This window comes from Pseudonocardia sp. (assembly GCF_050250275.1).
In the GTDB taxonomy this organism is placed as follows: Bacteria; Actinomycetota; Actinomycetes; order Mycobacteriales; family Pseudonocardiaceae; genus Pseudonocardia.
Window position 1 is genome coordinate 35,047 of sequence record NZ_JBFWOY010000030.1, and the last position, 23,875, is coordinate 58,921.

24 protein-coding genes are annotated in these 23,875 nt (G+C 72.6%); 9 read left to right on the top strand and 15 right to left on the bottom strand.

Annotation, left to right across the window (positions count from 1 at the left end; all coding sequences use genetic code 11):
- Positions 1–74 precede the first annotated feature (74 nt).
- The 4 genes from AB7F12_RS23995 (at position 75) to AB7F12_RS24010 (ending at position 3,514) form a co-directional block, all read left to right on the top strand.
- Positions 75–2,207, top strand: coding sequence for a putative bifunctional diguanylate cyclase/phosphodiesterase (locus AB7F12_RS23995; protein ID WP_428516873.1), 2,133 nt, complete (start codon positions 75–77; stop codon positions 2,205–2,207).
- A gap of 186 nt (positions 2,208–2,393) precedes the next feature.
- The gene (locus tag AB7F12_RS24000) at positions 2,394–2,573 is read left to right on the top strand and encodes a hypothetical protein (RefSeq protein WP_428499933.1); all 180 of its coding nucleotides are present in this window, start codon (positions 2,394–2,396) and stop codon (positions 2,571–2,573) included.
- Between the two features lie 76 nt (positions 2,574–2,649).
- Positions 2,650–3,066 (top strand): DUF5313 family protein, encoded by a 417-nt coding sequence (locus AB7F12_RS24005; RefSeq protein WP_428499934.1) that lies wholly within the window; start codon positions 2,650–2,652, stop codon positions 3,064–3,066.
- 73 nt (positions 3,067–3,139) lie between these two features.
- On the top strand, positions 3,140–3,514 hold the full coding sequence (locus tag AB7F12_RS24010; protein ID WP_428499935.1) for a VOC family protein: 375 nt from the start codon (positions 3,140–3,142) through the stop codon (positions 3,512–3,514).
- Positions 3,515–3,530: 16 nt separating this feature from the next.
- Here the strand turns inward: AB7F12_RS24010 and AB7F12_RS24015 are convergent, their stop codons facing one another.
- The 9 genes from AB7F12_RS24015 to AB7F12_RS24055 form a co-directional block, all read right to left on the bottom strand.
- Positions 3,531–4,397: an SDR family NAD(P)-dependent oxidoreductase gene (locus AB7F12_RS24015; RefSeq protein WP_428516875.1), complete on the bottom strand. Its 867-nt coding sequence runs from the start codon at positions 4,395–4,397 to the stop codon at positions 3,531–3,533.
- Positions 4,394–5,503, bottom strand: a complete 1,110-nt coding sequence (locus AB7F12_RS24020; RefSeq protein ID WP_428499937.1) for an LLM class flavin-dependent oxidoreductase — start codon at positions 5,501–5,503, stop codon at positions 4,394–4,396. Before AB7F12_RS24020 ends, AB7F12_RS24015 begins: the two co-directional genes overlap by 4 nt.
- 644 nt (positions 5,504–6,147) lie before the next feature.
- Positions 6,148–7,230, bottom strand: coding sequence for an LLM class flavin-dependent oxidoreductase (locus tag AB7F12_RS24025; RefSeq protein ID WP_428499938.1), 1,083 nt, complete (start codon positions 7,228–7,230; stop codon positions 6,148–6,150).
- Between the two features lie 90 nt (positions 7,231–7,320).
- A complete protein-coding gene (locus AB7F12_RS24030; protein WP_428499939.1) occupies positions 7,321–7,806 on the bottom strand; it encodes a MarR family winged helix-turn-helix transcriptional regulator in 486 nt (161 codons plus the stop codon).
- A gap of 173 nt (positions 7,807–7,979) precedes the next feature.
- Positions 7,980–9,047, bottom strand: a complete 1,068-nt coding sequence (locus AB7F12_RS24035; protein ID WP_428499940.1) for an ABC transporter ATP-binding protein — start codon at positions 9,045–9,047, stop codon at positions 7,980–7,982.
- A complete protein-coding gene (locus tag AB7F12_RS24040; protein ID WP_428499941.1) occupies positions 9,044–10,126 on the bottom strand; it encodes an ABC transporter ATP-binding protein in 1,083 nt (360 codons plus the stop codon). The genes AB7F12_RS24035 and AB7F12_RS24040 overlap by 4 nt, the downstream gene beginning before the upstream one ends.
- Before the next feature lie 13 nt (positions 10,127–10,139).
- Positions 10,140–11,153, bottom strand: coding sequence for an ABC transporter permease (locus AB7F12_RS24045; RefSeq protein WP_428499942.1), 1,014 nt, complete (start codon positions 11,151–11,153; stop codon positions 10,140–10,142).
- A 98-nt stretch (positions 11,154–11,251) separates the two neighbouring features.
- Positions 11,252–13,003 carry an ABC transporter substrate-binding protein gene (locus AB7F12_RS24050; protein WP_428499943.1) on the bottom strand — a complete coding sequence of 584 codons (1,752 nt, stop codon included), beginning with the start codon at positions 13,001–13,003 and terminating at the stop codon, positions 11,252–11,254.
- Positions 13,004–13,085: 82 nt separating this feature from the next.
- Positions 13,086–14,081 carry an ABC transporter permease gene (locus tag AB7F12_RS24055; RefSeq protein ID WP_428499944.1) on the bottom strand — a complete coding sequence of 332 codons (996 nt, stop codon included), beginning with the start codon at positions 14,079–14,081 and terminating at the stop codon, positions 13,086–13,088.
- A gap of 369 nt (positions 14,082–14,450) precedes the next feature.
- Between AB7F12_RS24055 and AB7F12_RS24060 the strand changes: the two genes are divergently transcribed.
- The gene (locus tag AB7F12_RS24060; RefSeq protein ID WP_428499945.1) at positions 14,451–14,933 is read left to right on the top strand and encodes an SRPBCC family protein; all 483 of its coding nucleotides are present in this window, start codon (positions 14,451–14,453) and stop codon (positions 14,931–14,933) included.
- Between the two features lie 45 nt (positions 14,934–14,978).
- Here AB7F12_RS24060 and AB7F12_RS24065 read toward each other — a convergent pair whose 3' ends face one another.
- Positions 14,979–15,713 (bottom strand): SDR family NAD(P)-dependent oxidoreductase, encoded by a 735-nt coding sequence (locus AB7F12_RS24065; protein ID WP_428499946.1) that lies wholly within the window; start codon positions 15,711–15,713, stop codon positions 14,979–14,981.
- A complete protein-coding gene (locus tag AB7F12_RS24070) occupies positions 15,710–16,747 on the bottom strand; it encodes an LLM class flavin-dependent oxidoreductase (RefSeq protein ID WP_428499947.1) in 1,038 nt (345 codons plus the stop codon). Before AB7F12_RS24070 ends, AB7F12_RS24065 begins: the two co-directional genes overlap by 4 nt.
- Before the next feature lie 102 nt (positions 16,748–16,849).
- Here AB7F12_RS24070 and AB7F12_RS24075 point away from each other — a divergent pair, with 102 nt between their 5' ends.
- The 3 genes from AB7F12_RS24075 to AB7F12_RS24085 all read left to right on the top strand — a co-directional run bounded on the left by AB7F12_RS24075 (position 16,850) and on the right by AB7F12_RS24085 (position 18,744).
- On the top strand, positions 16,850–17,500 hold the full coding sequence (locus AB7F12_RS24075) for a TetR/AcrR family transcriptional regulator (protein ID WP_428499948.1): 651 nt from the start codon (positions 16,850–16,852) through the stop codon (positions 17,498–17,500).
- Complete coding sequence (locus AB7F12_RS24080) at positions 17,497–18,291, top strand: enoyl-CoA hydratase-related protein (protein ID WP_428499949.1); 795 nt, start codon at positions 17,497–17,499, stop codon at positions 18,289–18,291. Before AB7F12_RS24075 ends, AB7F12_RS24080 begins: the two co-directional genes overlap by 4 nt.
- Positions 18,292–18,474: 183 nt before the next feature.
- Positions 18,475–18,744, top strand: coding sequence for a hypothetical protein (locus tag AB7F12_RS24085; protein WP_428518001.1), 270 nt, complete (start codon positions 18,475–18,477; stop codon positions 18,742–18,744).
- A gap of 45 nt (positions 18,745–18,789) precedes the next feature.
- Here the strand turns inward: AB7F12_RS24085 and AB7F12_RS24090 are convergent, their stop codons facing one another.
- Together AB7F12_RS24090 and AB7F12_RS24095 are read right to left on the bottom strand one after the other, a co-directional pair.
- On the bottom strand, positions 18,790–19,563 hold the full coding sequence (locus tag AB7F12_RS24090; RefSeq protein WP_428499951.1) for an SDR family NAD(P)-dependent oxidoreductase: 774 nt from the start codon (positions 19,561–19,563) through the stop codon (positions 18,790–18,792).
- Positions 19,564–19,656: 93 nt separating this feature from the next.
- On the bottom strand, positions 19,657–19,914 hold the full coding sequence (locus AB7F12_RS24095) for a DUF7218 family protein (RefSeq protein ID WP_428499952.1): 258 nt from the start codon (positions 19,912–19,914) through the stop codon (positions 19,657–19,659).
- A gap of 111 nt (positions 19,915–20,025) precedes the next feature.
- Here AB7F12_RS24095 and AB7F12_RS24100 point away from each other — a divergent pair, with 111 nt between their 5' ends.
- Positions 20,026–21,579, top strand: coding sequence for an SIR2 family protein (locus tag AB7F12_RS24100; RefSeq protein WP_428499953.1), 1,554 nt, complete (start codon positions 20,026–20,028; stop codon positions 21,577–21,579).
- Here AB7F12_RS24100 and AB7F12_RS24105 read toward each other — a convergent pair.
- Positions 21,505–22,962 carry an ADP-ribosylglycohydrolase family protein gene (locus tag AB7F12_RS24105; protein WP_428499954.1) on the bottom strand — a complete coding sequence of 486 codons (1,458 nt, stop codon included), beginning with the start codon at positions 22,960–22,962 and terminating at the stop codon, positions 21,505–21,507. The two genes, AB7F12_RS24100 and AB7F12_RS24105, sit on opposite strands and share 75 nt — an antisense overlap.
- A complete protein-coding gene (locus tag AB7F12_RS24110; protein WP_428499955.1) occupies positions 22,959–23,813 on the bottom strand; it encodes an ARPP-1 family domain-containing protein in 855 nt (284 codons plus the stop codon). Before AB7F12_RS24110 ends, AB7F12_RS24105 begins: the two co-directional genes overlap by 4 nt.
- Positions 23,814–23,875: the final 62 nt, after the last annotated feature.

The window sequence follows — 23,875 nt, forward strand, 5'->3', positions numbered from 1 at the left end:
AGCGTAGGCCGAACTTGTCACCCGACGGAATGACACGGCCGGGTCCATTCGCCGTGTCGCCGTATGCTCCCCCGGTGATCGGCGGGGACCGGGCCACGCCGTGGCCGCCGTCCCCGGCACCGGACGTCGATGATCTGGTGTCGGCGTGGACGGCGGACCTCGCGCGCGCGGTGTACCGCCCGATGAGCGGTGTCGAGCTCCGCAGGTTCGTGCGCTGGGCGGCTCTGCGGCTGGCGGCGGCCGCCGCGACCGACCCCGTCGACACCCGCACCGCCCGCGCCGTCGGCGCCTCGCTCGTCGACAACGACCTGCTCGACGGTGAGGACCTGCCCGCCACCGTCTCCGTGCTCTGCGCGCATCTGCCGGGCATCGCGGCGGGGCTGGGCGTCAGCGGCAACGTCACGGCGGCCGGGGCGGTCATGTCCGCCGTGGTGTCCGGGTATGTCGGGCGGATGCGTGAGCGCATCCTCAGCGAGCAGGAGACGGTGCGGCAGGCCGAGGTGACGGCTCGCAAACAGACCCAGGACGCACTGCTGTCGAGCGAGGCCCGGTTCCGCGCCATCTTCGAGAACTCCGGTATCGGCATCGGCATCGCCGACATGACGGGCCGCATCGTCGACGTGAACGAGGCGTTCGCGTCGATGCTCGGCTACACGGTCGAGGAGTTCCTGCGCTTCAACGTGTCCGAGTTCGTCTATCCCGACGACGCCCAGGGCATGTGGGAGCTCTACGAGGACATCATCGCCGGCGACCTCGAGTCGGCGCGCGTCGAGAAGCGTTACCGGCATCGCGACGGGTCGTCGGTGCCGACCGACCTGACGGCCTCGCTCATCCGCGGCCCCGACGGGTCGCCGCTCTACACGGTCGCCATGGCCGAGGACGCCCGCACGCGGCGTGAGCTGCAGGACCGGCTGCGCCACCAGGCCATGCACGACCCGCTGACCGGCCTGCCCAACCGCACCATGGTCAACGACCGGCTCGCCGAGCTGTTCGGCCTGCCCGACTGCCGGATCGGTGTCTGTTATCTCGACGTCGACAACTTCAAGGTGGTCAACGACCGGCTCGGCCACGACGTCGGCGACAACCTCCTGCTCGCGCTGTCGTGCCGGCTGCACTCCTGCGTCTCCGGGCGGGGGCACATGGTGGGCCGCATGGGTGGCGACGAGTTCGTCATCCTCGTGGAGGACCCGCCCGAGGGGGAGATCGCCGACCTCGCCGACAGCGTCCTCGCCGCGCTCGCCCCACCGTTCGACGTCGACGGGCACCGCCTCGTCGTGAGCGCGAGCATCGGCGTCGTCGAGGCCCGGGTCGCCGACACCACACCCGCCGACGTCCTCAAGGCCGCCGACGTGACCCTGTACTGGGCCAAGGCGGACGGGCGCAACCGGTGGGCCCGCTACGACCCCGAACGCGCCGCGGCCGACCTGACGCGTTACACGTTGTCCGCGACGCTGGCCGCGGGGATCGAGCGCGAGGAGTTCGAGGTCGAGTACCAGCCGATCGTGCGGCTCTCCGACAGCGGCGTCGTCGGGATCGAGGCCCTCGTGCGGTGGAACCACCCGACGCTGGGGCGGCTGGGTCCCGACCGCTTCATCGAGGTCGCCGAGGAGACCGGCGCGATCGTCCCCCTCGGCCGCCACGTCCTGCGCGAGGCCTGCACCCGCGCGGCGGGGTGGAACGCCGCCCACCCGGGCGCCGACCTGTTCGTCAGCGTCAACCTCGCCGTCCGCCAGGCCCACGACCCCGCCCTGGTGTCCGACGTCGCCGACGTGCTCGCCGAGACGGGTCTGCCCGCCCGGCTGCTGCAGCTGGAGCTCACCGAGAGCGCGCTGCTCGGCCCCGCCGGGCGCCCTGTCGACGCCATCTCCGCGTTGGCCGGGCTGGGCATCCGCATCGCCGTCGACGACTTCGGCACCGGCTACTCCAACCTGGGCTATCTGCCGCGGCTACCGCTGCACTCGCTCAAGCTCGCCGGCGTCCTCGTCGAGGGGCTGCGCGGGCCCGCCGCCGGCGCCGGCCGGATCGTCACCAGCCTGATCGCGCTCGCACACTCGTTGGGGCTCACCGTCACCGGTGAGGGTGTCGAGACGACGGCGCAGGCCGCGCAGCTGCGTGCCGCGCGCTGCGACCTGGCCCAGGGCTGGCTCTACGCCCGCTCCGCGCCCTGGAGCGAGGTCGTCGTCGAGCTGGATCGCCCGCGTTCCTAGCGGCTTCGGCCGATCGTCGCGACACGTCCGAGTGATGATCACCTCTTCGAGTACAGAGCGCGTCCATGAGGTGGACGCGTATTGCTCATGGGCCCCGGTCGAGCGATGATTTTCGTGCACCGTCCGAATGGCCACGGTTACGGAGCGTCAGAGCCTGTCCGGGTTGTGAGCGTGAAGGAGTCGATGGTGTCGGGGGATTCGGAGTACTCGGGCGACTACGCCTACGACCTTGCCCACGAGATGAAGGCCGTCCTCGCACTGCCGACGAGCCGCCCGGGCCGCCGCCCCGGCGGCGCGGCACCGATGCCGCGCCGCGAGGTGGACCCGGACGGCGACCTCGGCTACGACGCCGCCCACGAGATCTGAGGCACTCCCGCCCGCCGCCTGGTGTCAGCGGCGGATCGGGGGGTACCCGATACAGATGCCGTCGCAGGAGGTCCCGATGTCCGACGGGACGGGAACCGGGTGGCTCGACCAGGGTGCCGAGCCGATCCGCCGGCCCGACCCGTGGCACTGGCTGCTCTACGCCTTCGGGGCCGGGCTGCCGCGCCGCCACCGCGGCTGGGTGCTCTTCGACGTCACCACGCGGACCTGGATGCTGCGGCACGCGGCCCGCACGGTGGTGCAGATCGTGCCCTTCGCCGTGCTGCTGCTGATCTTCATCCCCGGTCCGTTGTGGGTCCGGGCGGGTGCGGTCGGCATGGGTGCGCTGATGGGCCTGTTCTGGTCGAGCGTCTACATCTACGAGACCAACGAGCACCGCGCGGTGAAGGCCGGCTACCCCGTCGGCTATGCCGCGGCGGTCCGTGACGACCAGCGGTCGGCCGACCGGCGCCGCCGCGAGCACGGGCCGGGCTGACGCCCTCCCACCGGCGCGCTCCGGCGCGTTCTGTCCGGTGGGTTCTGTCGGTACCCGATGCCACGATGGCGCCATGATCGACCACGTCGCCATCCAGTGCGCCGACACCGCCGCGTCCGCCCGCTTCTACGACATCGTGTCCGCTCCGCTGGGCGGCCGCCGGATCCTGGAGTTCGGGCCCGTCATCGGCTACGGCGTCGACCGGCCGACCTTCTGGCTCGGCCCCCTCGCCGACGACGCGGGCGGCTTCCGCGAGAGCCACCTGGCCTTCGCGGCGCCCGACCGGGCAGCGGTCGACGCCTTCTTCCGCGCCGCCGTGGAGGCCGGGGCCGAGGTGCTCCACGAGCCACGGGTGTGGCCCGAGTACCACCCCGACTACTACGGTGCGTTCGTCCGCGACCCCGACGGCCACAACGTCGAGGCCGTCTGCCACGCGCCCACCGGCTGAGCGCCGGTCCCCGCGCTCACTCGGCCCGGTTGCGCACCACCGACGGGACGCCCGTGGTCCCGTGGTTGACCCCCGCCATACCGCGCAGCCGCGGGTCGTTGCCGAGCCGCTCGGCGAACGCCGGCCCCGGGCCCGCCGCGGTGAGCCCCCCGTCGACGACGAGGGCCTCCCCCGTCACGAACTCCGACTCCGCGCCCGCCAGGAACGCGATGGCCGACGCGATGTGCTCGGGCCTGCCCGCGGCAGGCCACGGCTGGGTCGCGGCGAGCTTGTCCTCCGCGCGCTCCGGGCGGCCGTGGTGCACCAGCGGCGTCGAGATCGCGCCGGGCAGCACGGCGTTCACCCGGATCCGGTCGGCGGCCAGCTCGATCGACACCGCCTTCGTGAAGTTGACGACGGCTGCCTTCGCCGCCGAGTACGGCACCGGCCCGAGCCCACCCGTGAGCCCCGCGACCGACGCGACGTTGACGATGCTGCCCCCGCCGCCGTGGGCCCTCATGATCCGGGCGGCGTGCTTGACGCCGTAGAACACGCCCCGGACCAGCACGTCGAACGTGTAGTCCCAGTCGGCGCTCTCGATCTCGGTGATCGCCCCGAACGCCCCGCCGACACCCGCGTTGTTCACCACGGCACTCAGCCCGCCGAACCGGTCGACGGCCGCCGCCAGCGCGGCGGCGACGGCGTCCTCGTCGCGGACGTCGACGGCGGCCACCGCGACCCGGTCCGGCGCCTGCGCCAGCTCCGCCGTCGCCGCCGCGTTCTCGGCGTTCACGTCCGCGACCACCACCCGGTGACCGGCCGCGAGCAGCCGCAGCACCGTCGCCCGCCCGATGCCGCTGCCGCCGCCGGTCACGACGGCCACCGGCCCGTTCTGGTCGCTCACGCGGCCTGCCCTTCGGAGAGAGGTGCACCGACGTCGCGGTGCGTGTCGACGGCCGCGAGCCGCGGCAGTACGTGCTGGGCGTAGGTGTCGAAACAGCGGCGCGACTCCTCGCCGGTCATCCCCCCGAACCCGAGGACGTTGACGACCCCGCCCGCCCCGAGCGCCCGGACCCGCTCGACGGTCTGCTCGACGACCTCGTCGGGGGTGCCGCCGATCTGCAGGTCGGCGAGGAACCGGTTGAACCTCGCCAGCCCGTGCTTCTCGATGTTGCGGCGCAGGCCGGCGTAGTACTCGTAGCCCTCGACGTGTTCGAGGCGTTCGTTGGTGAACTCGTAGTGGTCGATCGTCGAGCGCGCGTAGCCGACGGCGAACCGCTCGTGCATCTCGCGGGCCCGGCCGGGGTCGGCGTCGGTCGTGGTGAAGTTGACCAGCACCGGCGCCGGCGGCTCGGCGTCGTGGATGGAGCGGTAGAGCTCCCGGTACTCGGTGGTCTCGCGCAACGTCGTCTCCCACGGCTTCTGCGCGATCAGCATGAGGCCGAACCCCAGCGTGGCCATGATCCTCGCCGACTCCGGCGACACCGCCGACGCGTACGTGCGCCCCCGGAACGACGTGAACGCCGGCGGGTGCAGCTCCGCCCGCGGCTGGCGCAGCAGCTCGCCGTCGTGCTCGATCGCACCCGTTTCCAGGGCGCCCGAGATGGCGGTCGCGTACTCGACGAACCGCCGCCGCGACTCCCCCATGTCCAGCCGGAACCCGTCGAACTCCACCGAGCCCAGCCCCCGTCCGAGCCCGAGGACGACCCGGCCCTGCGACACCGAGTCCAGCCAGGCGATCTCCTCGGCCACCCGGACGGGGTCGTGCCAGGGCAGCACCATGACCATCGTCCCGAGCCGGACCCGCGTCGTCCGGCCCGCCATCCACGTCAGGAACTGCGCCGGGTTGGGCATCATCTGGTAGCGGGTGAAGTGGTGCTCGGCCGTCCAGACCGAGTCGAACCCCGCCGGCTCCGCGGCGTCGGCCAGCGCGAGCTGGTCCCTCATCACGGCGTGGTCGTCGCGGCCCAGTTCGAGCCCTTGGAAGAACACTCCGATACCGACGTGCACGCCGACCTCCCCGTTGAGGCATCCGCCTCAAAGCGCTGATCACCCGTTGTAGACGGCCCCCGGGAGCGACGCAAGCATGCAGGCCCGATGCCGGAGGGCCGCCGCACACCTTTCGTGCGCGTCGCACCCTCCGCAACCCGTGCGACGCGCACGCAAGGTGTGCGGCAGGGCTCCACACAGCTGGGCAGCAGCAATGACGGCCCGACCCCGCCGTACGTGGCCCCCATGTACCGCGGGATAGGCGCACCGGTTCTGGCGGTACTGCGCGATCGGCGTGGAGCCGCTCCGGCGGCTCATCGATCTGATGCCGGAGCTGCGGGTGGTCCTCGTCCTCGGCAAGGACGCCCAGGCCGGCTGGGCACTCTTCACGCAGGCGCACGGCCGGCTGCTCGCCACCCGCGGCATCCGTGCGCTCAGCACCTACCACCCCATGTGGAGTCCGGACCCGGCTGAGCGGACACGCCGCGAGGACGAGATCCGGCGCACTCTCCGGGATGCGGCCGACCTCGTCACCGGGCGCGCCCGAGCGCGACCGTGGGCCGGGTGCCCCGCGGGCGCAGGCGACAGGCGGGCGGCCTCACCGGATCGCGCGCAACCTCATGGTCGTCGACACCCGGCCGGGGCAGCGATGAGGTTGCGGCCGGTCATGCGGGGCGTCGAGCCGCCGGCGCGTCGGAGGCCAGCAGCTCGCGGACCCGTGGGATGACCTCGGTGGCGTAGAGCTCGACGTTGTGCAGCCGCGCGGACGCGGGGATGCTGCCGCTGGTGTAGATCATGTCGAAGCGACCCACGTCCAGGGCCCTGATCGCGTCGGCGATCCGGGGCGCGACGGTCTCGGGTGAGCCGATGTACTGAGAGCCGTGCGCGATCTCGGACTCGAACTCCCGGCGGGTGACCGGCGGCCAGCCGCGCAGGGCGCCGATGCGGTCGCGGATCACCCGGTAGCGCGGCCAGACCAGCTCGACGGCCTCGGCGTCGGTGTCGGCGACGAAGCCGGGTGAGTGCACGCCGACCGGGTGCGCCTGTGTGCCGAACTCGGCCGTGGCGCGGCGGTAGAGGTCGACGAAGGGCGCGAAGCGTTCGGCGGGACCCCCGATCACGGCGAGCATCAGCTTCAGCCCGTAGCGGGCGGTGCGCAGGACCGACTGCGGGGAGCCGCCGACGCCGACCCACGTGTCGAGGCGGCCCGAGTCGGTCTTGGGGAAGACGTCGGCGTGGTCGAGCGCCGCGCGGGTGGTGCCCTCCCAGGTGACCGGCTTCTCCTCGAGCAGCTTGCTGAACAGCTCGATCTTCTCCTCGAACAGGACGTCGTAGTCGGCGAGGTCGTAGCCGAACAGGGGGAACGACTCGGTGAACGAGCCGCGGCCGAGGATGACCTGGGCGCGGCCGCGGGAGAGGGCGTCGACGGTGGCGAACCGCTGGTAGACCCGCACCGGGTCGTCGGAGGACAGGACGGTGACACCGGAGGCGAGCGTGATGCGCTCGGTGCGGGTGGCGATGCCGGCGAGCACGGTGTCGGGGCTGGAGATGGCGTACTCGGGTCGGTGGTGCTCGCCGAGGGCGATGACGTCGACGCCGAGCCGGTCGGCGAGGACCGCTTCGGCGACGACCTGCCGGATGGCGTCGCCCTGGCCGAGGAGGTCGCCGTGGTCGTCCTCCGGGATGTCGCCGAAGGTGTCGAGTCCGAACTCGATCGTCGGCGGGGCCGTCGTGTCGGTGCCGTTCATGTGCGCGCTGCCTCCGGGTACCGAGCCGCGGGATGCGGATCGCTGCCTTCCTCAACAACATGACTGCGCATGTATTCCGGCAGTGTGCCGCTACTCGTCGGCGCGGGCCGGGGACCTGCGCGCCGCTGGCGGCGGGGGCGGCGCCGCGGCGGTCAGGGTGCGGGCCAGATCGCGCAGGGCGACGAGCTGGTCGGTGCTGAGCGCCCGGGTCATCGCGGTCCGGACGTGCCGGGCGTGCGCGGCGCCGAGGCGGCGCTGGGTGGCCGCCCCCTGCTCGGTGAGCACGATCCGGGAGGCCCGCGCGTCGGCGGGATCGGGCCGGCGCTCGACCAGCCCACGGCTCTCGAGCCGGGCGACCAGCCGCGACACCCCCGCCTGGGTGAGCAGCACGTCGTCGACGAGGGCGGTGATGCGCAGGCCGTCGGGGGCGGCGGCGCTCAGCGCGTAGAGGACGCCGTACTCGCGCGGGGGTGAGTCGCCCCAGTCGCCGGCGACCTCGAACTCCCGCGCGAGGGTGGCCTGCGCCCGGAACAGCGCCTCCCATGCCTCGTTGGCCAGCCGGGTCCGGTCAGCCATCCCCGCACCCGCCCGTCGCCCGTTCCATCGCCGCAATTTACATGCCCGCGCATGCGTCCAGCCGAGTCGCCCAGGCAGCCCCGCCCGCCGAGAACCGGGACATGGGCGCCACCCGTGTCGCTCACGTCCCCGGATCGGTGATCACCACCGAACTCACCGCTGCCGGGGATCGGTCAGTCGCCCGGTGCCGCCTCCCCACCAGCGGCGGCCGCCTCCCCACCGACGGCGGCCGGGTCGGCGGGCACGCCCGGGACGGGCGGGGTGCCGCGCTCCGGGAAGTGGCAGGCGACGCGGTGGCCGGGGCCGAGCTCGTCGAGCGGGGGTTCGGTCGTCCGGCAGATCTCCTCGGCCTTCCAGCAGCGGGTGTGGAACCGGCAGGCGGGGGGCGGGTCGAGCGGGCTGGGGACGTCGCCGGTGAGCAGGATCCGGTCGCGGCGGCGCCCGCGCCGGGCGTCGGGGATCGGGACGGCCGAGAGCAGCGCGACGGTGTAAGGGTGCATGGGGTGCTCGTAGACGTCGGCGCGGCTGCCGATCTCCACGATCTTGCCCAGGTACATGACGGCGACGCGGTCGGAGACGTGCCGCACGACGGACAGGTCGTGGGCGATCAGCACGTAGGTCAGCCCGAGCTCGTCCTGCAGGTCCTCCAGCAGGTTCACGACCTGCGCCTGGATGGACACGTCGAGGGCGGAGACGGGTTCGTCGGCGACGATCAGCTTGGGGCGCAACGCGAGTGTGCGGGCGATGCCGATGCGCTGGCGTTGCCCGCCGGAGAACTCGTGCGGGTAGCGGTTGTAGTGCTCGGGTGAGAGCCCGACGAGCGCGAGGAGGTCCTGCACGGCGGTGCGCAGGCCACCCTCGGGTTCGACGCCCTGGATCTTGAAGGGCGCTCCGATGATCGTGCCGACGGTGTGGCGCGGGTTCAGCGACGAGTAGGGGTCCTGGAAGATCATCTGGATGTCGCGGCGCAGCGGCTGCATGGCGCCCGGTCCCAGGTGGCTGATGTCGCGGCCGTCGAAGACGACCGTGCCTGCGGTGGGTTCGAGCAGCCGGGTGAGCAGCCGCCCGGTGGTGGTCTTGCCACAGCCCGACTCCCCGACGATGGACAGGGTCTCGCCGGCGCGGACGTCGAAGTCGAGGCCGTCGACGGCCTGGACGGCGCCGACCTGGCGTTGCAGCAGCCCGCGCCGGACGGGGAAGTACTTCTGCAGCCCCGACGCCACGAGCAGCGGGTCGCTCACAGCTTCGGCCTGATCTCGTCGTCGAAGAGCGTCGCGCGCTCCTCGAGGCCCATGTGGCAGGCGGCGAGGTGGCGGGGGCCGACCTCGACGAGCTCGGGGCGTTCGGTGCGGGAGCGGTCGCCGTTGCGGTCGACGTAGGGGCAGCGCGGATGGAAGGCGCACCCCGGCGGCACGTTGATCAGCGAGGGCGGGCTGCCGCTGATGGGCAGGAGCCGGTCGGTGCGTTCGCGGTCCCAGCGGGGCACGGACCCGAGGAGCCCCCACGTGTAGGGGTGGCGGGGTTCGGTGAAGACGTCGGCGGCCGGGCCGGTCTCGGCGGCGCGGCCCGCGTACATGACGAGGATGTCGTCGGCCAGCTCGGCGACGACACCGAGGTCGTGGGTGATGATCACGACGGCGGTGTGGAACTCGGCCTGCAGGTCGACGATGAGGTCGAGGATCTGGGCCTGGACGGTGACGTCGAGCGCGGTGGTGGGTTCGTCGGCGATGAGCAGCTGGGGGTTGCAGGACAACGCCATCGCGATCATGGCGCGCTGGCGCATACCGCCGGAGAAGTGGTGGGGGTAGTCGTCGAAGCGGGCCTCCGCGCGGGGGATGCCGACCCGGTCGAGCAGGTCGACGGCGCGCTTGCGGGCGGCCTTGCGGGAGACGTCGTTGTGGATCCGGTAGGCCTCCACGATCTGCGCGCCGACCGAGTAGTAGGGGTGCATCGCCGAGAGCGGGTCCTGGAAGATCATCGCCATCGTCTCGCCGCGCAGGGCCCGGACGCGTTCGGGATCGGCGGCGACGAGCTCGTCGTCGCCCAGCCAGATCTCGCCCGAGATCTGCGCGGCGCCGCGCTTGTGCAGGCCCATGATCGACAGGCTGGTCACGGACTTGCCCGACCCGGACTCCCCCACGATGCCGAGGCGTTTCCCGCGGTCGACGGAGAAGGAGAGCCCGTCGACGGCCTTGACGACGCCGTCGTCGGTCGGGAAGTGGACGCGCAGGTCGTGCACGTCGAGGAACGGCCGGCCCCCGGAGCTGCGCGGCGTGGCGGGCCCGGTTGCCGGCTCGCCCGCGAGGACGTCCTCGGCCATCAGCGGCTCTCCCTCACGACAGCCGAACCCGGGGGTCGACGACGGCGTAGAGCACGTCGACGACGAGGTTGGCGATGATGATGAACAGCCCGCCGACGAGCACCACGCCGAGGACCTTGGGCAGGTCGTTGTTGGTGATGGCGTCGACGGAGTACTTCCCGATCCCCGGCAGCGAGAAGGTGGACTCGGTGAGGATGGCGCCGCCGAGCAGCAGCCCGAGGTCGAGGCCGAAGATCGTCAGGATCGGGGTGAGCGCCGACCTGAGCCCGTGTTTGACGACGACGATCCGTTCGGGCAGGCCCTTGGCCCGCGCGGTGCGGATGAAGTCCTCGCCCATCGTGTCGAGCATCCCGGCGCGGGTGAGCCGGGCGTACCCGGCGGCGTAGAGGAACGCGAGGGTGATCCAGGGCAGCAGCAGGTCGTAGGCCCACAGTGCCGGGTTCTGTTCGAAGGGTGTGTAGCTGCCGCCGGGCGCGGTGATGCCCAGGGCGTAGCTGAAGATCGACAGTGACAGCAGGCCGGTGAAGAAGATCGGCAGGGAGACGCCTGCCAGGGAGATGCCCATGGCCGCGCGGTCGAAGATGCTGCCGCGGCGCAGCGCCGAGAGCACGCCGGTGGAGACGCCGGCGACGACCCAGATCACGGCGGCGCCCGCGGCGAGCGACATGGTGACGGGCAGCCGGCTGAGGATGTCGGGCAGCACCGGGTTCTGGGTGAGGAACGAGTAGCCGAAGCAGGGCGCCGGGCAGTGGGTCGTGGTCGGGCCGGTCGGGTAGTCGGCGCCGGCGACGATCCCCCTGAGGAAGCGCCCGTACTGCACGTAGATCGGCTCGGTGAAGCCGAGCTTGACGGCGATGTCGTGGATCGTCGCGGCGTCGGCGGTCTTGCCGACGTAGCGCGACGCGAGGTCCTCGGCGGTGGCCCCGCCGAGGCGGGGCACGAGGAAGAAGATGACGAAGCAGGCAGCGGTGACGATCAGCAGCAGCACCACCGCCGCCAGCAACCGTCGGACGACGTAGACCGTCATGGTTCACGGCAGGCCCGGCCCGTCCGCGCCGGTGCGGCGCGGACGGGCCGGGGAGGACGCCTTCACCTACCTCCCGGTCGTGCTCGGTCGCGGCCCGGTCACTTCCGCGTCGTGCCGAGGGAGAGGTAGTCGTACATCTGGAACCCGTTGGTGATGAACACGTTCGTCAGGTTCTGCGGGCGGTAGAGCAGGCCCTTGGCCCAGATGCCCGGCAGCATGTACGCGTCGTCCATGACCTTCTTGTCGACGTCGACCCAGTCCTGCTCGCGCTTGGTCTTGTCCTGCTCGTTGACGGCCTGGTCGATGATCGCGTCGACCGCCGGGTCGCGGACGCCCAGGTTCGAGTTCCCACCCGTGGCCCGGATGGTGCGGCTGTCGACGATCTGGGAGAGGAAGCCGTAGCCGTCGGGCCAGTCCGCACCCCAGCCGTAGACCATCAGCCCCAGGCCGTTGGCCTTGGCGAAGTCGGGCTTGCCGGCGTAGAGCTTGAGGTAGTCGGCCAGCGGGTAGGGCTTGATCTCCAGGTTGATCCCGGCCTTGGCCAGCGACTGCTGGAGTGTCTCGGCGGTGGCCTTCTCCTTGGGCCGTTCGGCGCGGTAGGAGATGCTCGTCGTGAATCCCCCTGGCTGGCCGCACTGGTTGAGCTCGTCCTTGGCCTTGGCGACGTCGCCGGCGTTGTTCGGCGTCGGGTAGGTGTCGAACTGCTGGGCGCCGGGGATGACGGGCGGCATCAGGTTCGTCGCGATCTCGCCACCCGTGGCGCCGCCGTAGGCGCGCTGGTAGCCGGTCTTGTCGGCCGCGTACATCACGGCCCGGCGGCAGTGGACGTTGTCCAGGGGCGCCACGTCGGCGTTGAGCACGGTGAACCAGATCCGGGCCTGCAGCGAGGAGTCGGTGTTGGCCTTGAGGTTCTGGTCGGCCAGGATGCGCCCCTGCGCCGACGGGCCGACGCCCGAGCCCTCGATGGCGACGTCGAGGTCACCGGAGACGAGCCGGTTGTCGATGTCGTCGGAGTTGACGTTGAGCGCGACGTCGATCTGGTCGGGCAACGCCTTGCGGTTGGGGTCGGTGGCCGGGTCCCAGTTGGGGTTGCGGACCATGGTGAAGCTCTTGCCCAGGTCGTTGGTCTGGAACATGTACGGGCCCGTGGAGACCACGTGTTCCTTGTACTTGGTACCGGTGTCCTTGGCCTGCGGCACCGGGATCGTCGCCGGCAGCTGGGCGAAGTAGTCGAAGCCGCTGAACGGCTTGTTCAGGTGGAAGACGATGGTCGAGTCGTCGGGGGTCTCGATGGCCTTGAGGCCGAGCTTGTCCGGCGACGGGTCCTGGTAGGGGCTCGTGTAGCCCTGCAGGTCGAGGAAGTCGTTGAAGTAGGTCGGGCCGTTGGGGAACGTCGCCTTGTCGAGCGATCGCTCCACCGCGTACTTGACGTCCTTGCTGGTGACGGGGGTGCCGTCCTCGAACTTGACGCCCTTGCGCAGGGTGTAGGTCCAGGTCTTGCCGCCGTCGGAGGACGTGCCGAGCGACTCGGCGAGGTCGGGGACGAGCGTGGCGCCCTCGGCGCCGGGCGCCGACTTGAACATCACCAGCGCGCGGCCGTAGAGCCGCACGAAGTTCCAGGAGTAGGCGTAGTAGGTGTCGGCGGGGTCGAGCGAGTCCCAGTCGCCGGAGTTCGCATAGCGCAGCGTGCCGCCCTTCGCGTCCGACGGGTTGTGGATGCCGCCGTCGCCGGTGCCGCCTCCCGCTGCGCTGCCCGAGGTTCCCCCGGACGTCCCGCCCCCGCACGCGGCGAGCACCAGCGCGGCGACCGCGCCGACGGCGGCCGCGGCGAACCTTCGCCTGTGCCTCATGGAACCACCCCTCGAATCTCGCAGTGAGCCGTTGTGTTGTCGCGTCGGTGTCGTCGCGTCCGTGTCGGCGCGCCCACGGGGATCAGCGCGCCCGCGGGTCGAGGGCGTCGCGCAGCCCGTCGCCGAAGAGGTTGAAGGCCAGGACGGTCACGAAGATCGCCAGACCGGGGAAGAGCATGAAGTTGGGCGCGATCTGGAACCAGTGGGTGGCATCGCTGAGCATCCCGCCCCAGCTGGGGGTGGGTGGGCGGATGCCGACCGACAGGAAGCTCAGGGCCGCCTCGAACAGGATGTTGGTGGGGATCAGCAGCGTCGCGTAGACGAGTACCGGCGCGACCAGGTTGGGCAGCATCTCGGTGAGCAGGATCCGGGGGGTGCGGGCGCCGAGGCTGCGGGAGGCGTCGACGAACTCGCGTTCGCGCAACGACAGTGCCTGGCCGCGGATGATCCGGCCGATGTAGGGCCAGCTGGTGAACCCGATGATGGCGATGATCACGACGATGCGCAGGGTGTCCCCGGAGAGCCCGAACGAGCCGTCGGGGACCACACCGGCGAGCGCGAGGGCGAACAGCAGCACCGGGAAGGCGAGGAAGACGTCCATGGCCCGGCTGATCAACGAGTCGACCCAGCCGCCGTAGTAGCCGGCGACGATTCCCGCGACCGTTCCGATGATCACGGCGACGAGCGTGGCGAGGAATGCGACGAGCAGTGAGATGCGGGCGCCGTAGACGACGCGGGAGAAGATGTCGCGGCCGTTGACGGGTTCGACGCCGAAGAGGAACTGGCTACTGACCCCACCGAAGGGCTTGGGCGAGATCTGCAGGTCGGGGTCGATCTGGTCGTAATGGAACTCGAGGGGGTCGTGCCCGAGCACCGCGACGATCACGGGGGCGAATACCGCGACGAGCACGAGGAGGAGGACGACGACGCCGCCCGCGAGGGCGACCTTGTCGCGCCGGAGCCTCCGCCAGGCGATCTGCCACAGTGAACGGCCCTGGATGGCGCGGCCCATCCCCTCGGTGACCGCTTCCGGCGCCGCCTGCTCGGCGGCACCCGGGACCTCTAGCGGTGCCGTCATACGCGAGTCCTCCCGACCGGTCCGACGCTGGATTCGGCCACTCCCGAATTGTGGACACTAACGGGTGACCGATCATGTGGGAGGTCTCGGACGACTCTTCTTCTATAACGATCCGTACATGCCCGACGGGTCGGGTCGTCCTATTCGGGACAACTACTCGAAACATATTATTCGGGCGTAACGGACTCCTGCCCATTGATTGCCGGGCCGCCATTACTCATGGCGGGACAACCCCGGAGAGAAACCGCCCCCGGGCCCCCACGGACCCCCGCCGATGATCTCGCCGACGTTTTCCCCGTCCGCGCGGCGGGTAGCCCGAGTAGCCCGAACGGCCCCGTGGCCGTGTCCGAACGTCGTAGAGGAGCTCTGGTGGACACCAGCAGGAAGCTGCAGGCGAGCAAGGTCATCGAGGCGCCGGCGGCCGCGATCTTCGAACTCCTGTCGGACCCGAACCGGCACGCCGACATCGACGACGCCGGGATGGTGCGCGGCCCGGAGGGCGACGCACCGCCCATCGGCGGAATCGGCCAGGTCTTCACGATGAACATGCACCAGGACGCCCTCGGCGACTACCGCATGGTCAACACCGTCACCGCGTACCAGCCGACCAGCCGGATCGGGTGGGCGCCCGCGATGGACCCGACGTGCGAGCTCGCGGCGAAGCTCGGTGACATGGACGCGAGCGGCCACACGTTCACCTACGACCTGGCCGAGGAGGACGGCGGCACCCGCGTCACACAGACCTACGAGTGGATGAGCGTGCACGACGAGGAGTTCCTCAAGCTGTTCCCGGTCGTGAGCGAGCAGGACCTCACCGCGACCCTCGACAGGATCGCGACCCAGGTCTCGTGATCCGGTGACGGCGGGACGGGGCCGCCACCGCGGGTGGCCGCCCCGTCACCCCGCCATCGTGAGGCCGCCGCTGACGCTGAGCACCTGGCCCGTGACGTAGGACGCCGCGTCGGAGGCGAAGAACAGCACCGCGTCGGCGACCTCCTCCGGCTTGGCGAGCCGGCGGAACGGGATGGCCCGGACCAGCGCCTCCTTGAGCCGTTCGTCCTGGGCCGCGAACAGCGGCGTGTCCGTCGGCCCCGGGCACACGACGTTGACGTTGATGGCGTGCCGGGCCATCTCCCGCGCGAGCGACTTGCTCATCGCGATGACCCCGCCCTTCGCGCCCGCGTAGATCGTCTCCCCCGAGCTGCCGACGCGCCCCGCGTCGCTCGCGACGTTGACCACCTTCCCGCCCGCACCGGCCTCGACCATGCCCGGCAGGAACGCCCGGCACATGTGCACCTGGCCGAGGTAGTTGATGGCGACGACCTTGTCGGCGAAATCGGGGGTCGAGTCGAGGAACTTGCCCGTCCGGTCCCAGCCCGCGCAGTTGACCAGCACCGTCGCCGTACCGAGGTCGGTGGCGACCCGGCCCGCGAGGGCGGCGACCGAGTCGGGGTCGGCGACGTCGACGGCCAGAGGCGTGATCCCGCCACCGGCCTGCTCGGCCGTCGCGACCGCGCCCTGCAGGTCGAGGTCGGCCGCGACGACCCGCGCCCCGGTGCGGGCCAGCCCGAGCGCGACGGCCCGTCCGATCCCCGACGCGGCACCGGTGACGACCGCGACCCTGTCCGTCATGAGCCACTTCCCCGTTCCCGGGGGAGGCGGCGAGCCTCTCCCGCAGCGTGCGCTTGCGACATGTGTTCGACTCCCGTCCTCGGGTCCGACCCCGGTCGGAGCGGGTTCGTCATACGCTCCCGCACGCGGGCCAGCCTGCGGTACTGCTCGAGCGGGTCCGATGCCGCGGGCATCAGGACGAACCCCTCCACCCCGGCCTCCACGAGCTCGTCGAGGCCCTTCGCGACGTGCCCGGGGTCGCCGACGAGCGCCCAGCGCTCCAGCCGCTCGACCGGCAGCCCGTACTGCCCCGCTACGAAGCCCGTGAGCTCGGCGCGGCCCGTCTCCAGGCCGCTCGGGCCGTCGGTGACGTGCACGAACACCATCAGCAGCGGTGTGGGCGACGGGCGGCCGTACCCGGTGGCGTACCCGTCGAGCTGGGCGCGGACCGTGGCGACCCGGCCGGCCGACATCCACACCCCGAGCCAGCCGTCGCCACGACGCGCGGCCCGGCGCAGCGCCGCCTCCGACCGGCCGCCGACGACGAGTGGGGGCGGTGTCGCCGGTACGGGTTCCAGCACCGGTGACCGCGTCGGCAACAGCGGCCCGGGATGGTCGACGGCCTCGCCGCGCAGCAGCGCCGTCACGATGTCGAGGCCCTCGTCGAGCCGGGCACCGCGCTTGGCCGTCGACACCCCGGCGGCCTCGAACTCCGCCGGGTTCTCCCCGCCCACGCCGACGCCGAACAGCAGCCGGCCCGGCGCGAGGGCGTCGATCGACGCGATCTGCTTGGCCGTCCACACCGCGTTGCGCATCGGCAGCAGCAGCACGCCCGTCCCGAGGACGAGCCGTTCGGTGCGGACGGCGGCGGCGGTGAGCGCGGTCAGCGCGTCGAGCAGCGGCGGGTGGAAGCTCAGGTGGTCGCCGACCCACCCGGAGTCGAAGCCCAGCTCCTCGGCCAGCACGGCGCCGTCGACGACGGGTGTGCTGCCCCGGCGGAAGGGGTCGAAGCTCGGCAGCATGACCCCGAAGCCCGCATCCGACGGCTGGACCACCAGCACCTCCCGGCGTCGTCGCCGGTCGCCTCCGTTGACGACCGCCTCGAAATGAACGTAGCTTCAATGTCAAGAGAAAGAGCGTTCATCGGGGAGGCTGCCGTGCCGGACGCCGAGGAACAGGTCCGCCGCGACCTCCGCGACGTGCGGGCCCGCTGGCGCACCCGGCAGGTCCTCGACGCCGCGGTCCGGCTGATCAACAGCGGTGGGCTGCACGGGATGTCGATGCAGGCGCTGGCCAAGGAGGCGCAGATCAGCGTCGGGCTGATCTACAGCTACTTCGGCGGCAAGGAGGACGTCGTCGTCGCCGTGGTGGCCGACCTGGCCGAGCAGGTCCGCCGCGAGGTCGACACCCGCATCGCCGCCGCCGGCGACGACCCCCTCGACCGGCTGGCTGCCGGGTTCGGCGGCTACTGCGTCGCGATGGACGCCCACCGCAACGCCGGGCTGCTCACCTACCGGCAGTCCGCCGAGCTCGGCGCGGCCGCCCGCGAGCGGCTCAAGGAGGCCGAGCGTCAGACGTTCGTACCGCTGACGGCCGTCGTGCGCGAGGCCGCCGACGCGGGCCTGCTCGCCGACGGCGTCTCCCCCGAGATGCTCGTATTCGACCTCACGGTGCTGGCCCAGGTCTGGGCGCTCAAGCACTGGCACTTCCCGGAGGGCTACGGCGTCGAGCGGTTCGTCGCCGACCAGGTCGCGACGCTGGTGCGCCCGGCCCTCACCCCCACCTCGCAGAAGGGCACCCGCACGTGACGGAGTTCGAGGACATCCTCTACCGCGTCGAGGACACGACGGCCGTCGTCACCATCAACCGGCCCCAGCGCTACAACGCCTTCCGCGGCCGGACCGTCGAGGAGCTGATCACCGCGCTGCGCACGGCCTGGGCCGACAAGGGTGTCCGCGTCGTCATCCTGACCGGGGCCGGGGACAAGGCGTTCACCACCGGTGGCGACGTCAAGCAGCGCGCCGAGACCGGCGACTACGGCCCCACCGAGAGCGGCCTGTTCGAGATCGACGCCCTGCACAAGCTCATCCGCGACATCCCCAAGCCCGTCATCGCCGCCGTCAACGGCCTCGCCATCGGCGGCGGCCACGTCCTGCACGTGCTGTGCGACATCTCGATCGCCGCCGACACGGCCCGGTTCGGCCAGGCCGGCCCCCGCGTCGGGTCCTTCGACGCCGGGTTCGGCTCCACCTACCTGGCGCGCGTCGTCGGCGAGAAGCGGGCCCGGGAGATCTGGTACCTGTGCCGCCAGTACGACGCCGCGACCGCCGAGCGCTGGGGCCTGGTCAACGCCGTCGTCCCCGCCGCCGACCTGATGACCGAGGCACTGGCCTGGGCCGCCGAGATCGCGGCCAAGAGCCCCACCGCGATCAAGTTCCTCAAGCACTCGTTCAACACCGACACCGAGCACCAGGCGGGCCTGGCCAACGTGGCGTCGGCGGGCCTGGCGCTGTTCGTCGAGTCCGCGGAGGGCATGGAGGGCGCGCACGCCTTCGCCGAGAAGCGGCAGCCCGACTTCACCGGCTACCCGGCGCGGTAGGGGGCGAGCGCCGCGGAAAGTGAGCACGTGCCGCTGCGGGCCGCGCCGGGCGGGCCCTCGGGCCGGCCTTCGCGCCGTAACGGTTGAGGTGATGCTCGCCCGAGACACTGGCGTCACGACCCCGACTCGTGGGTACCCTGCCCTATGTCCACATCGAACGCCGCGGAGCCGACCCCGACACCGGTGACGGACCGCACCACCACAGCCAGAACCGGGCACGACGCCGTCGGTGGCCCCGGCTGGGCCGTGAGCAGCCACGACGGCCAGAGCACCCTCAAGCTCCACGCGGGCATCTCGATCATGGCCGTGGTCCTGTGCCTGTTCGTCACGTGGATCTTCATCGACCTGGGCACGATCACCCCGGCGATCATCTTCGGCGTCATGGCCCTGGTCTGCCTCGGCATCTTCGTGGGCTGCCGGGCCCGCCTCGCGAAGGTCCGCGGCAGACACTGACCCCCGCTCCCGAGGTGGTGCCGGTACGCACCGGCACCACCGGCGTCAGTACGTCTTCGCGCTGTTCCAGCCGCCGTCGACGAACAGCGTCGTACCGTTGACGTAGTCCGACTCCGGCCCGCACAGGAACGCCACCGGGCCGGCGATCTCCTCGGGCTGCGCCCAGCGCTTCATCGGGGCGTTGCGCTCGATCGACTCGCGCATCGGCCCCGACCGGAAGTACTCGCTGGTCATCGGTGTCTCGACCACTCCGGGTCCGATCGCGTTGCACCAGATACCGCGGGCCGCGAACTCCAGCGTGATCGTCTTGGTCAGCATGATGATCCCGGCCTTCGCGACGCAGTAGGCCGAGCGGTCGGCGAAGGCCAGCTCCCCGGTGATCGAGGCGATGTTCACGATCTTGCCGCGGCCCTGCTCGATCATCCCCGGGATGACCGCGCGGGACAGCACGAACGGCGCGGTGAGGTCCACGTCGAGGGTGTGGCGCCACTCGTCGGGCGTCAGGTCGAGGATCGACGCGATCTGGCGCACCCCGGCGTTGTTGACCAGGACGTCCAGGCTGCCGAGCCGGTCGCGCACCTCGCCGGGCAGCGCCTCGGTGCGGGCGTCGTCGGTGAGGTCGACGACGAACGTCGCGGCGTCGTCGCCGAACCCGGACGCCGCGTCGGCCAGCCCGGCCTCGTCGCGGTCGACCAGTGCGAGCCGGGCGCCGGCGGCGTGCAGCCGCCGGGCGATCGCCCGGCCCAACCCGCCCGCCGCGCCCGTGACCACGGCGACCTTGTCGCGCAGCACGTCCGGGCTCCCCTGTGGTGACGTCATCGTCGTCCGCTCCGTTCGTCGTGGGATCACCACGATCGTCGCGGATCTCCACCGACCGTGCCGGGCCGGGCGGTGGCCGGTGGTCGCACGCGGTCAGTGGTCGCGCAGCGCCTTCTTCAGCGCGGACTTGCTCATCGACGACCGGCCCTCGATGCCGATCTTCTTCGCGCGCTCGTAGAGCTCGTCCTTGGTCATGTCGTCGTAGCTGCCCGCCTTGCCGCCGCGGGCCGAGACCGTCTTCTTCCCCTCGGCCGCCGAGGCGTTCGCGATGCGCGCGGCCTTCTCCTTCGACCCGCCCTGCTTGCGGATCTCCTCGTAGGTCTTCTCGTCCTTGATGCTCGGGTTGGGCACGACAGCTCCTTCCAGCGGTTTCCCGCCGTCGCATGCCCGGTGGCGGGTCCGTCGAAACCGATCACTACCGTCGGCGTCCGCGCCGTGTGGTGCCGACCGATCGGAGGGTCCGTGCCGTCGCACGTGTTCGTCGTCCCGGGGGACCTCACCCGCCTCGCCGTCGACGCCTGGCTGCTGCCGACCGACTCACGTCTCCACGTGCGCCCCTACTGGCGTGTGTCGCGCGACGTCGACGCGGCCGTCGCTGCGCTCGGGGCCGCCGCGACCGCGGACCTGCGCGGCGGGCGCGCCGTCGCTCTTCCGCTGCCGGGTTGGCCGGCGACGGCCCCGCACCCCGTGCTCGTGGCCGTCCCGCCGAACGGCGTCGTCGACCCGGGCGACGTCGTCGCGCCGCTCACGGCCGGGCTGCGCGCGGCGGCCGCCGTCGCGAGGACGCGCACCGGGCCCCGGCGGTACCCGCTCGTCGGGATGCCGTTGTTCGGCGCCGCCGGTGGCGGCGGGGACCCGCAGCGCGGCCGGCTGCTGGAGGTGGTCCTCGACGTTGCAGGCCGGGTCGGGGCGGAGGAGGACGTCGACATCGCCCTGGTGCTGCGCGAGGGCCACGACCTCGCGCAGGCGCACGCCATCCGCCGCGACCGGCCCGGCACCTGGGACGAGCTGGGCGACGGCCTGGTGGCGACGGCCGTCGCGCTGGCCGAGAAGTCGCGCGGCGGCACGCTCGTCCCCTTCCTCGGGGCCGGGATCTCGGTCTCGGCCGGGCTCCCGACGTGGGGCGAGCTGGTCGAGCGGCTGACGGCGGACACCGATCTGCCGGCCGAGGATCGCGAGGCGTTCGGCAGGCTGCCGGTCCTCGACCAGGCCCACGTGCTGCGGATGCTCCACCCCGACCGGGGCGCGTTCACCGCCGCGGTCGCCGCCCACACGCGGGCCGAGCGCTACGGCCTCGCACCCGCGCTGCTCGCCGGCCTGCCGACCACCGAGGCGGTCACGCTCAACTACGACGAGCTGTACGAGAAGGCGTGCGCCGACGTCGGCACCCCGCTCGCGGTCCTCCCCCACCAGGCGGTACTGCCCGGCCAGCGGTGGCTGCTCAAGCTGCACGGCAGTGTGTCCGCGCCGGAGACGATCGTCCTCACCCGCGAGGACTACCTCGGCTACGGCCGCGGTCGCGAGGCGCTGTCGGCGCTGGCCAAGGCGCTGCTGCTCACCCGGCACCTGCTGTTCGTCGGGTTCGGCCTGGCCGACGACCACTTCCACGAGCTGGTCCACGACGTGCGCGAGGTGCTGCCGCCCGAGGCCCGCCACGGCAGGCTCGGGACCGCGCTCGTGCTGTCGCCCGACCGGTTGCGGTCGCGGCTCTGGGGCTCCGACCTCGACCTGGTGGCCATGGGCGGCGACGACGTCGCGGCGCAGGGCCGCCGGACCGAGATGTTCCTCGACTGCCTGCTCGCGCACGCCGACCGCGGCCTCTCGTTCTTCCTCGACCGCCGCTTCGCCCACCGGCTCACCGACGCCGAGACCACGCTGCGGGAGCGGCTGCTCGCGCTCGAAGCGGCCGCCGGGCCCGCGGAGCGCGCCACCGACGCCTGGTCAGTCGTGGCCGACGCGCTGGCCCGGCTGCGACCGCAACCGGTCCAGCGCCGCGTCCAGGCCGGCGACGAGTGAGACCCGCGGCCGGGCCGACGGCAGGACGGCGACGACGCGGGCCAGGGCTGCGGCGGGTGCGTCGCCGGTGACCAGCGCGCCGTAGGCGGCGGCCACGACCGGGGTGCGGCTCTGCGCGTGGACGCAGTGCAGCAGCACGGTCCTGCCCTCCCGGCGCAGGTCGGCGACCGCGGACGCCGCGTCGGCGAGCACCCCGGGGACGTCGAGGTTGGCGTCGTCGGCGTCGACGAGCCACACCTCCACGGTGTCACGGGCGGCGATCCCGTCGAGGGTCGTCTGCGCGGCACCGAGCCGGCACAGCGAGACGATGGCGTCGGCCACCCCGGGCCGGCGTGACCCGACCGCGCCGAGCAGGACGCCGGGGTCGTCGGGGTGGGCGACGGTCCCGGTCCACGCGCCGCGGTAGGAGGGGATGGTCGCCGCGAGCGGCCAGCCCTCCGGGTCGGTGCGCCCGCCGCGGGCGGCGAGCACGGCGAGGCGGGTGAGATCGGCGGCGCGCAGCCCGGGCCAGCCGGCCAGCATCCGGCGCCACCGGGCGGGCACGGCGCTGCCCCCGTACGCCGCGCCGAGCAGTGCTCCGGCGATGGCGGCGACGGTGTCGGTGTCACCGCCTTCGACGACGGCCCGCTCCACGCCGTCGACGAACCCGGCCGCGCGCACGGCCGCCGACCACGCGCCCTGCAGCGCGGCGACCACCCAGCCGTTGCGCTCGGCGAAGGCGCCCGGCTCCGCCGCTTCCGCCTCGTCGATCCACGCCACCCACGTGGGATCGACGTGGCCGAGCCCGGCGCGCAGGTCGAGCTCGCCGGTGCGGACGGCCCGGTCGATCGCGAGAGACCAGAGCACGCACGCGTCGCCCGCCTGCGGGTCGTGGTGGGTGAGCGCGCTGACGGCGCGGGCGGCGTCGACGATCGCGGCGGTGTCGCCGAGGTGCGCGAGCGCGACGGGTCCGGTGCGCATCAGCGACCCGTTGCCCGCGGTACGGCCGGTGCGGGCGTGCAGGTCGGCGGCGACGGCCCGCATGGCCGCGGCACCGGTTCCCGCGGCGCCGAGGACGCGGCGGGTCTGCACCCCGATGTCGGTCGGCCCGGACGCGTACCAGCGCAGGAAGCCCGCGGCGACCCGGTCGAGGGCTGCCTCCGAACGCAGGTCGGCACCGCCCGCGGCGACCTCGGCGACGGCGCAGGCCATCGCGGTGTCGTCGCTCCACTCCCCCGGTGCGAAGCCACCCAGGCCACCGCCGAGCATCTGCGGGCGCTCACCGGGGCCGGGCAGCGCGCGGCTGCCGTACTCGTAGGCGACGCCGAGCGCGTCCCCGGCGGCTCCGCCCAGCAGGACCCCCGCGGCCCGGTCGAGGGTGCGCGAGCGCAGCCGGGCGCTCACGCCGTCACCAGCTCGTGCCGGACCGAGAGGGCGCTGGTGTGGACGGCGCGGTCGCGCCAGCGCAGCGTCGTGACCCGGGCGTGGGCCGACTCCCCCTGCTCGTGCGTGCCGGCGTCGTCGATCCCGCGGACCGTGTCGACGGCGCCGACGTGACCGGTGAACCGGCGGGCCCGGCGGCCGGGTGTCGGGATGGCGGGGGCGGTGACGGCGTCGAGCGCGACGGCGTGCAGCAGCGCGTCCCAGACGTCGGCGAGGGTGCGCGGTGAGTCGAACACCTCCAGCAGCAGCGGCTGGCCACCGATCCCGATCAGCACTCCGCTCTGGAACGGCAGCGGCCGCAGGCCCGCGACCAGCGCGGCAGCCCCGGCGTCGCGGCCGCCGACGGTCTCCAGCAGCGACCCGGTGGCGCTGGCGCCGTAGCGCTCGACGCGGCGCCACACCTCGGCCTGGCCCTGGGCGGCGCGCACGGTGACGGGCGCGCGACGGCCGGCGCGGACGTGGGCGCGCCCGCCCGACCAGCGACCCTGCTCGACGCAGCGCACCGGCAGCACGACTGACGTGTCGGGGGCGACGAGTGCCGACCGCGCGGCGAGCCGGTGCTGCTGCCCGCCCTCGAGCAGCTCCCCCTCCAGCACCAGCACCGGGCGCACACCCTCGTTGGTGACGACGAGCTCCTCGACGACGGCCGACCCGGCGCGCTCGGCGACGGTCAGCGCGTCGGTGCGGGTGTCGTAGCCGCGGGTGGCCACGGCGTGGGCGGTGAAGACGGGGAAGACGGTGAGGCCGCCGCGGACGGCGGGGCTGCCGACGTGGACGTCGGTGTCGAACAGGGTGTCGGCGTGGGTGTCCATGACTCCTCCGGGGAGTTAGCGCGTTCTTGCTCTAATTAATAAGAGCACAGTTGCGCTAACCT

Coding starts and splice junctions, on each gene's coding strand:
- AB7F12_RS24005 (WP_428499934.1), top strand. CDS start 2,650: ATGTCCGACGGGACGGGAACCGGGTGGCTCGACCAGGGTGCCGAGCCG.
- AB7F12_RS24010 (WP_428499935.1), top strand. CDS start 3,140: ATGATCGACCACGTCGCCATCCAGTGCGCCGACACCGCCGCGTCCGCC.
- AB7F12_RS24025 (WP_428499938.1), bottom strand. CDS start 7,230: ATGAACGGCACCGACACGACGGCCCCGCCGACGATCGAGTTCGGACTC.
- AB7F12_RS24030 (WP_428499939.1), bottom strand. CDS start 7,806: ATGGCTGACCGGACCCGGCTGGCCAACGAGGCATGGGAGGCGCTGTTC.
- AB7F12_RS24040 (WP_428499941.1), bottom strand. CDS start 10,126: ATGGCCGAGGACGTCCTCGCGGGCGAGCCGGCAACCGGGCCCGCCACG.
- AB7F12_RS24045 (WP_428499942.1), bottom strand. CDS start 11,153: ATGACGGTCTACGTCGTCCGACGGTTGCTGGCGGCGGTGGTGCTGCTG.
- AB7F12_RS24050 (WP_428499943.1), bottom strand. CDS start 13,003: ATGAGGCACAGGCGAAGGTTCGCCGCGGCCGCCGTCGGCGCGGTCGCC.
- AB7F12_RS24055 (WP_428499944.1), bottom strand. CDS start 14,081: ATGACGGCACCGCTAGAGGTCCCGGGTGCCGCCGAGCAGGCGGCGCCG.
- AB7F12_RS24065 (WP_428499946.1), bottom strand. CDS start 15,713: ATGACGGACAGGGTCGCGGTCGTCACCGGTGCCGCGTCGGGGATCGGA.
- AB7F12_RS24090 (WP_428499951.1), bottom strand. CDS start 19,563: ATGACGTCACCACAGGGGAGCCCGGACGTGCTGCGCGACAAGGTCGCC.
- AB7F12_RS24110 (WP_428499955.1), bottom strand. CDS start 23,813: ATGGACACCCACGCCGACACCCTGTTCGACACCGACGTCCACGTCGGC.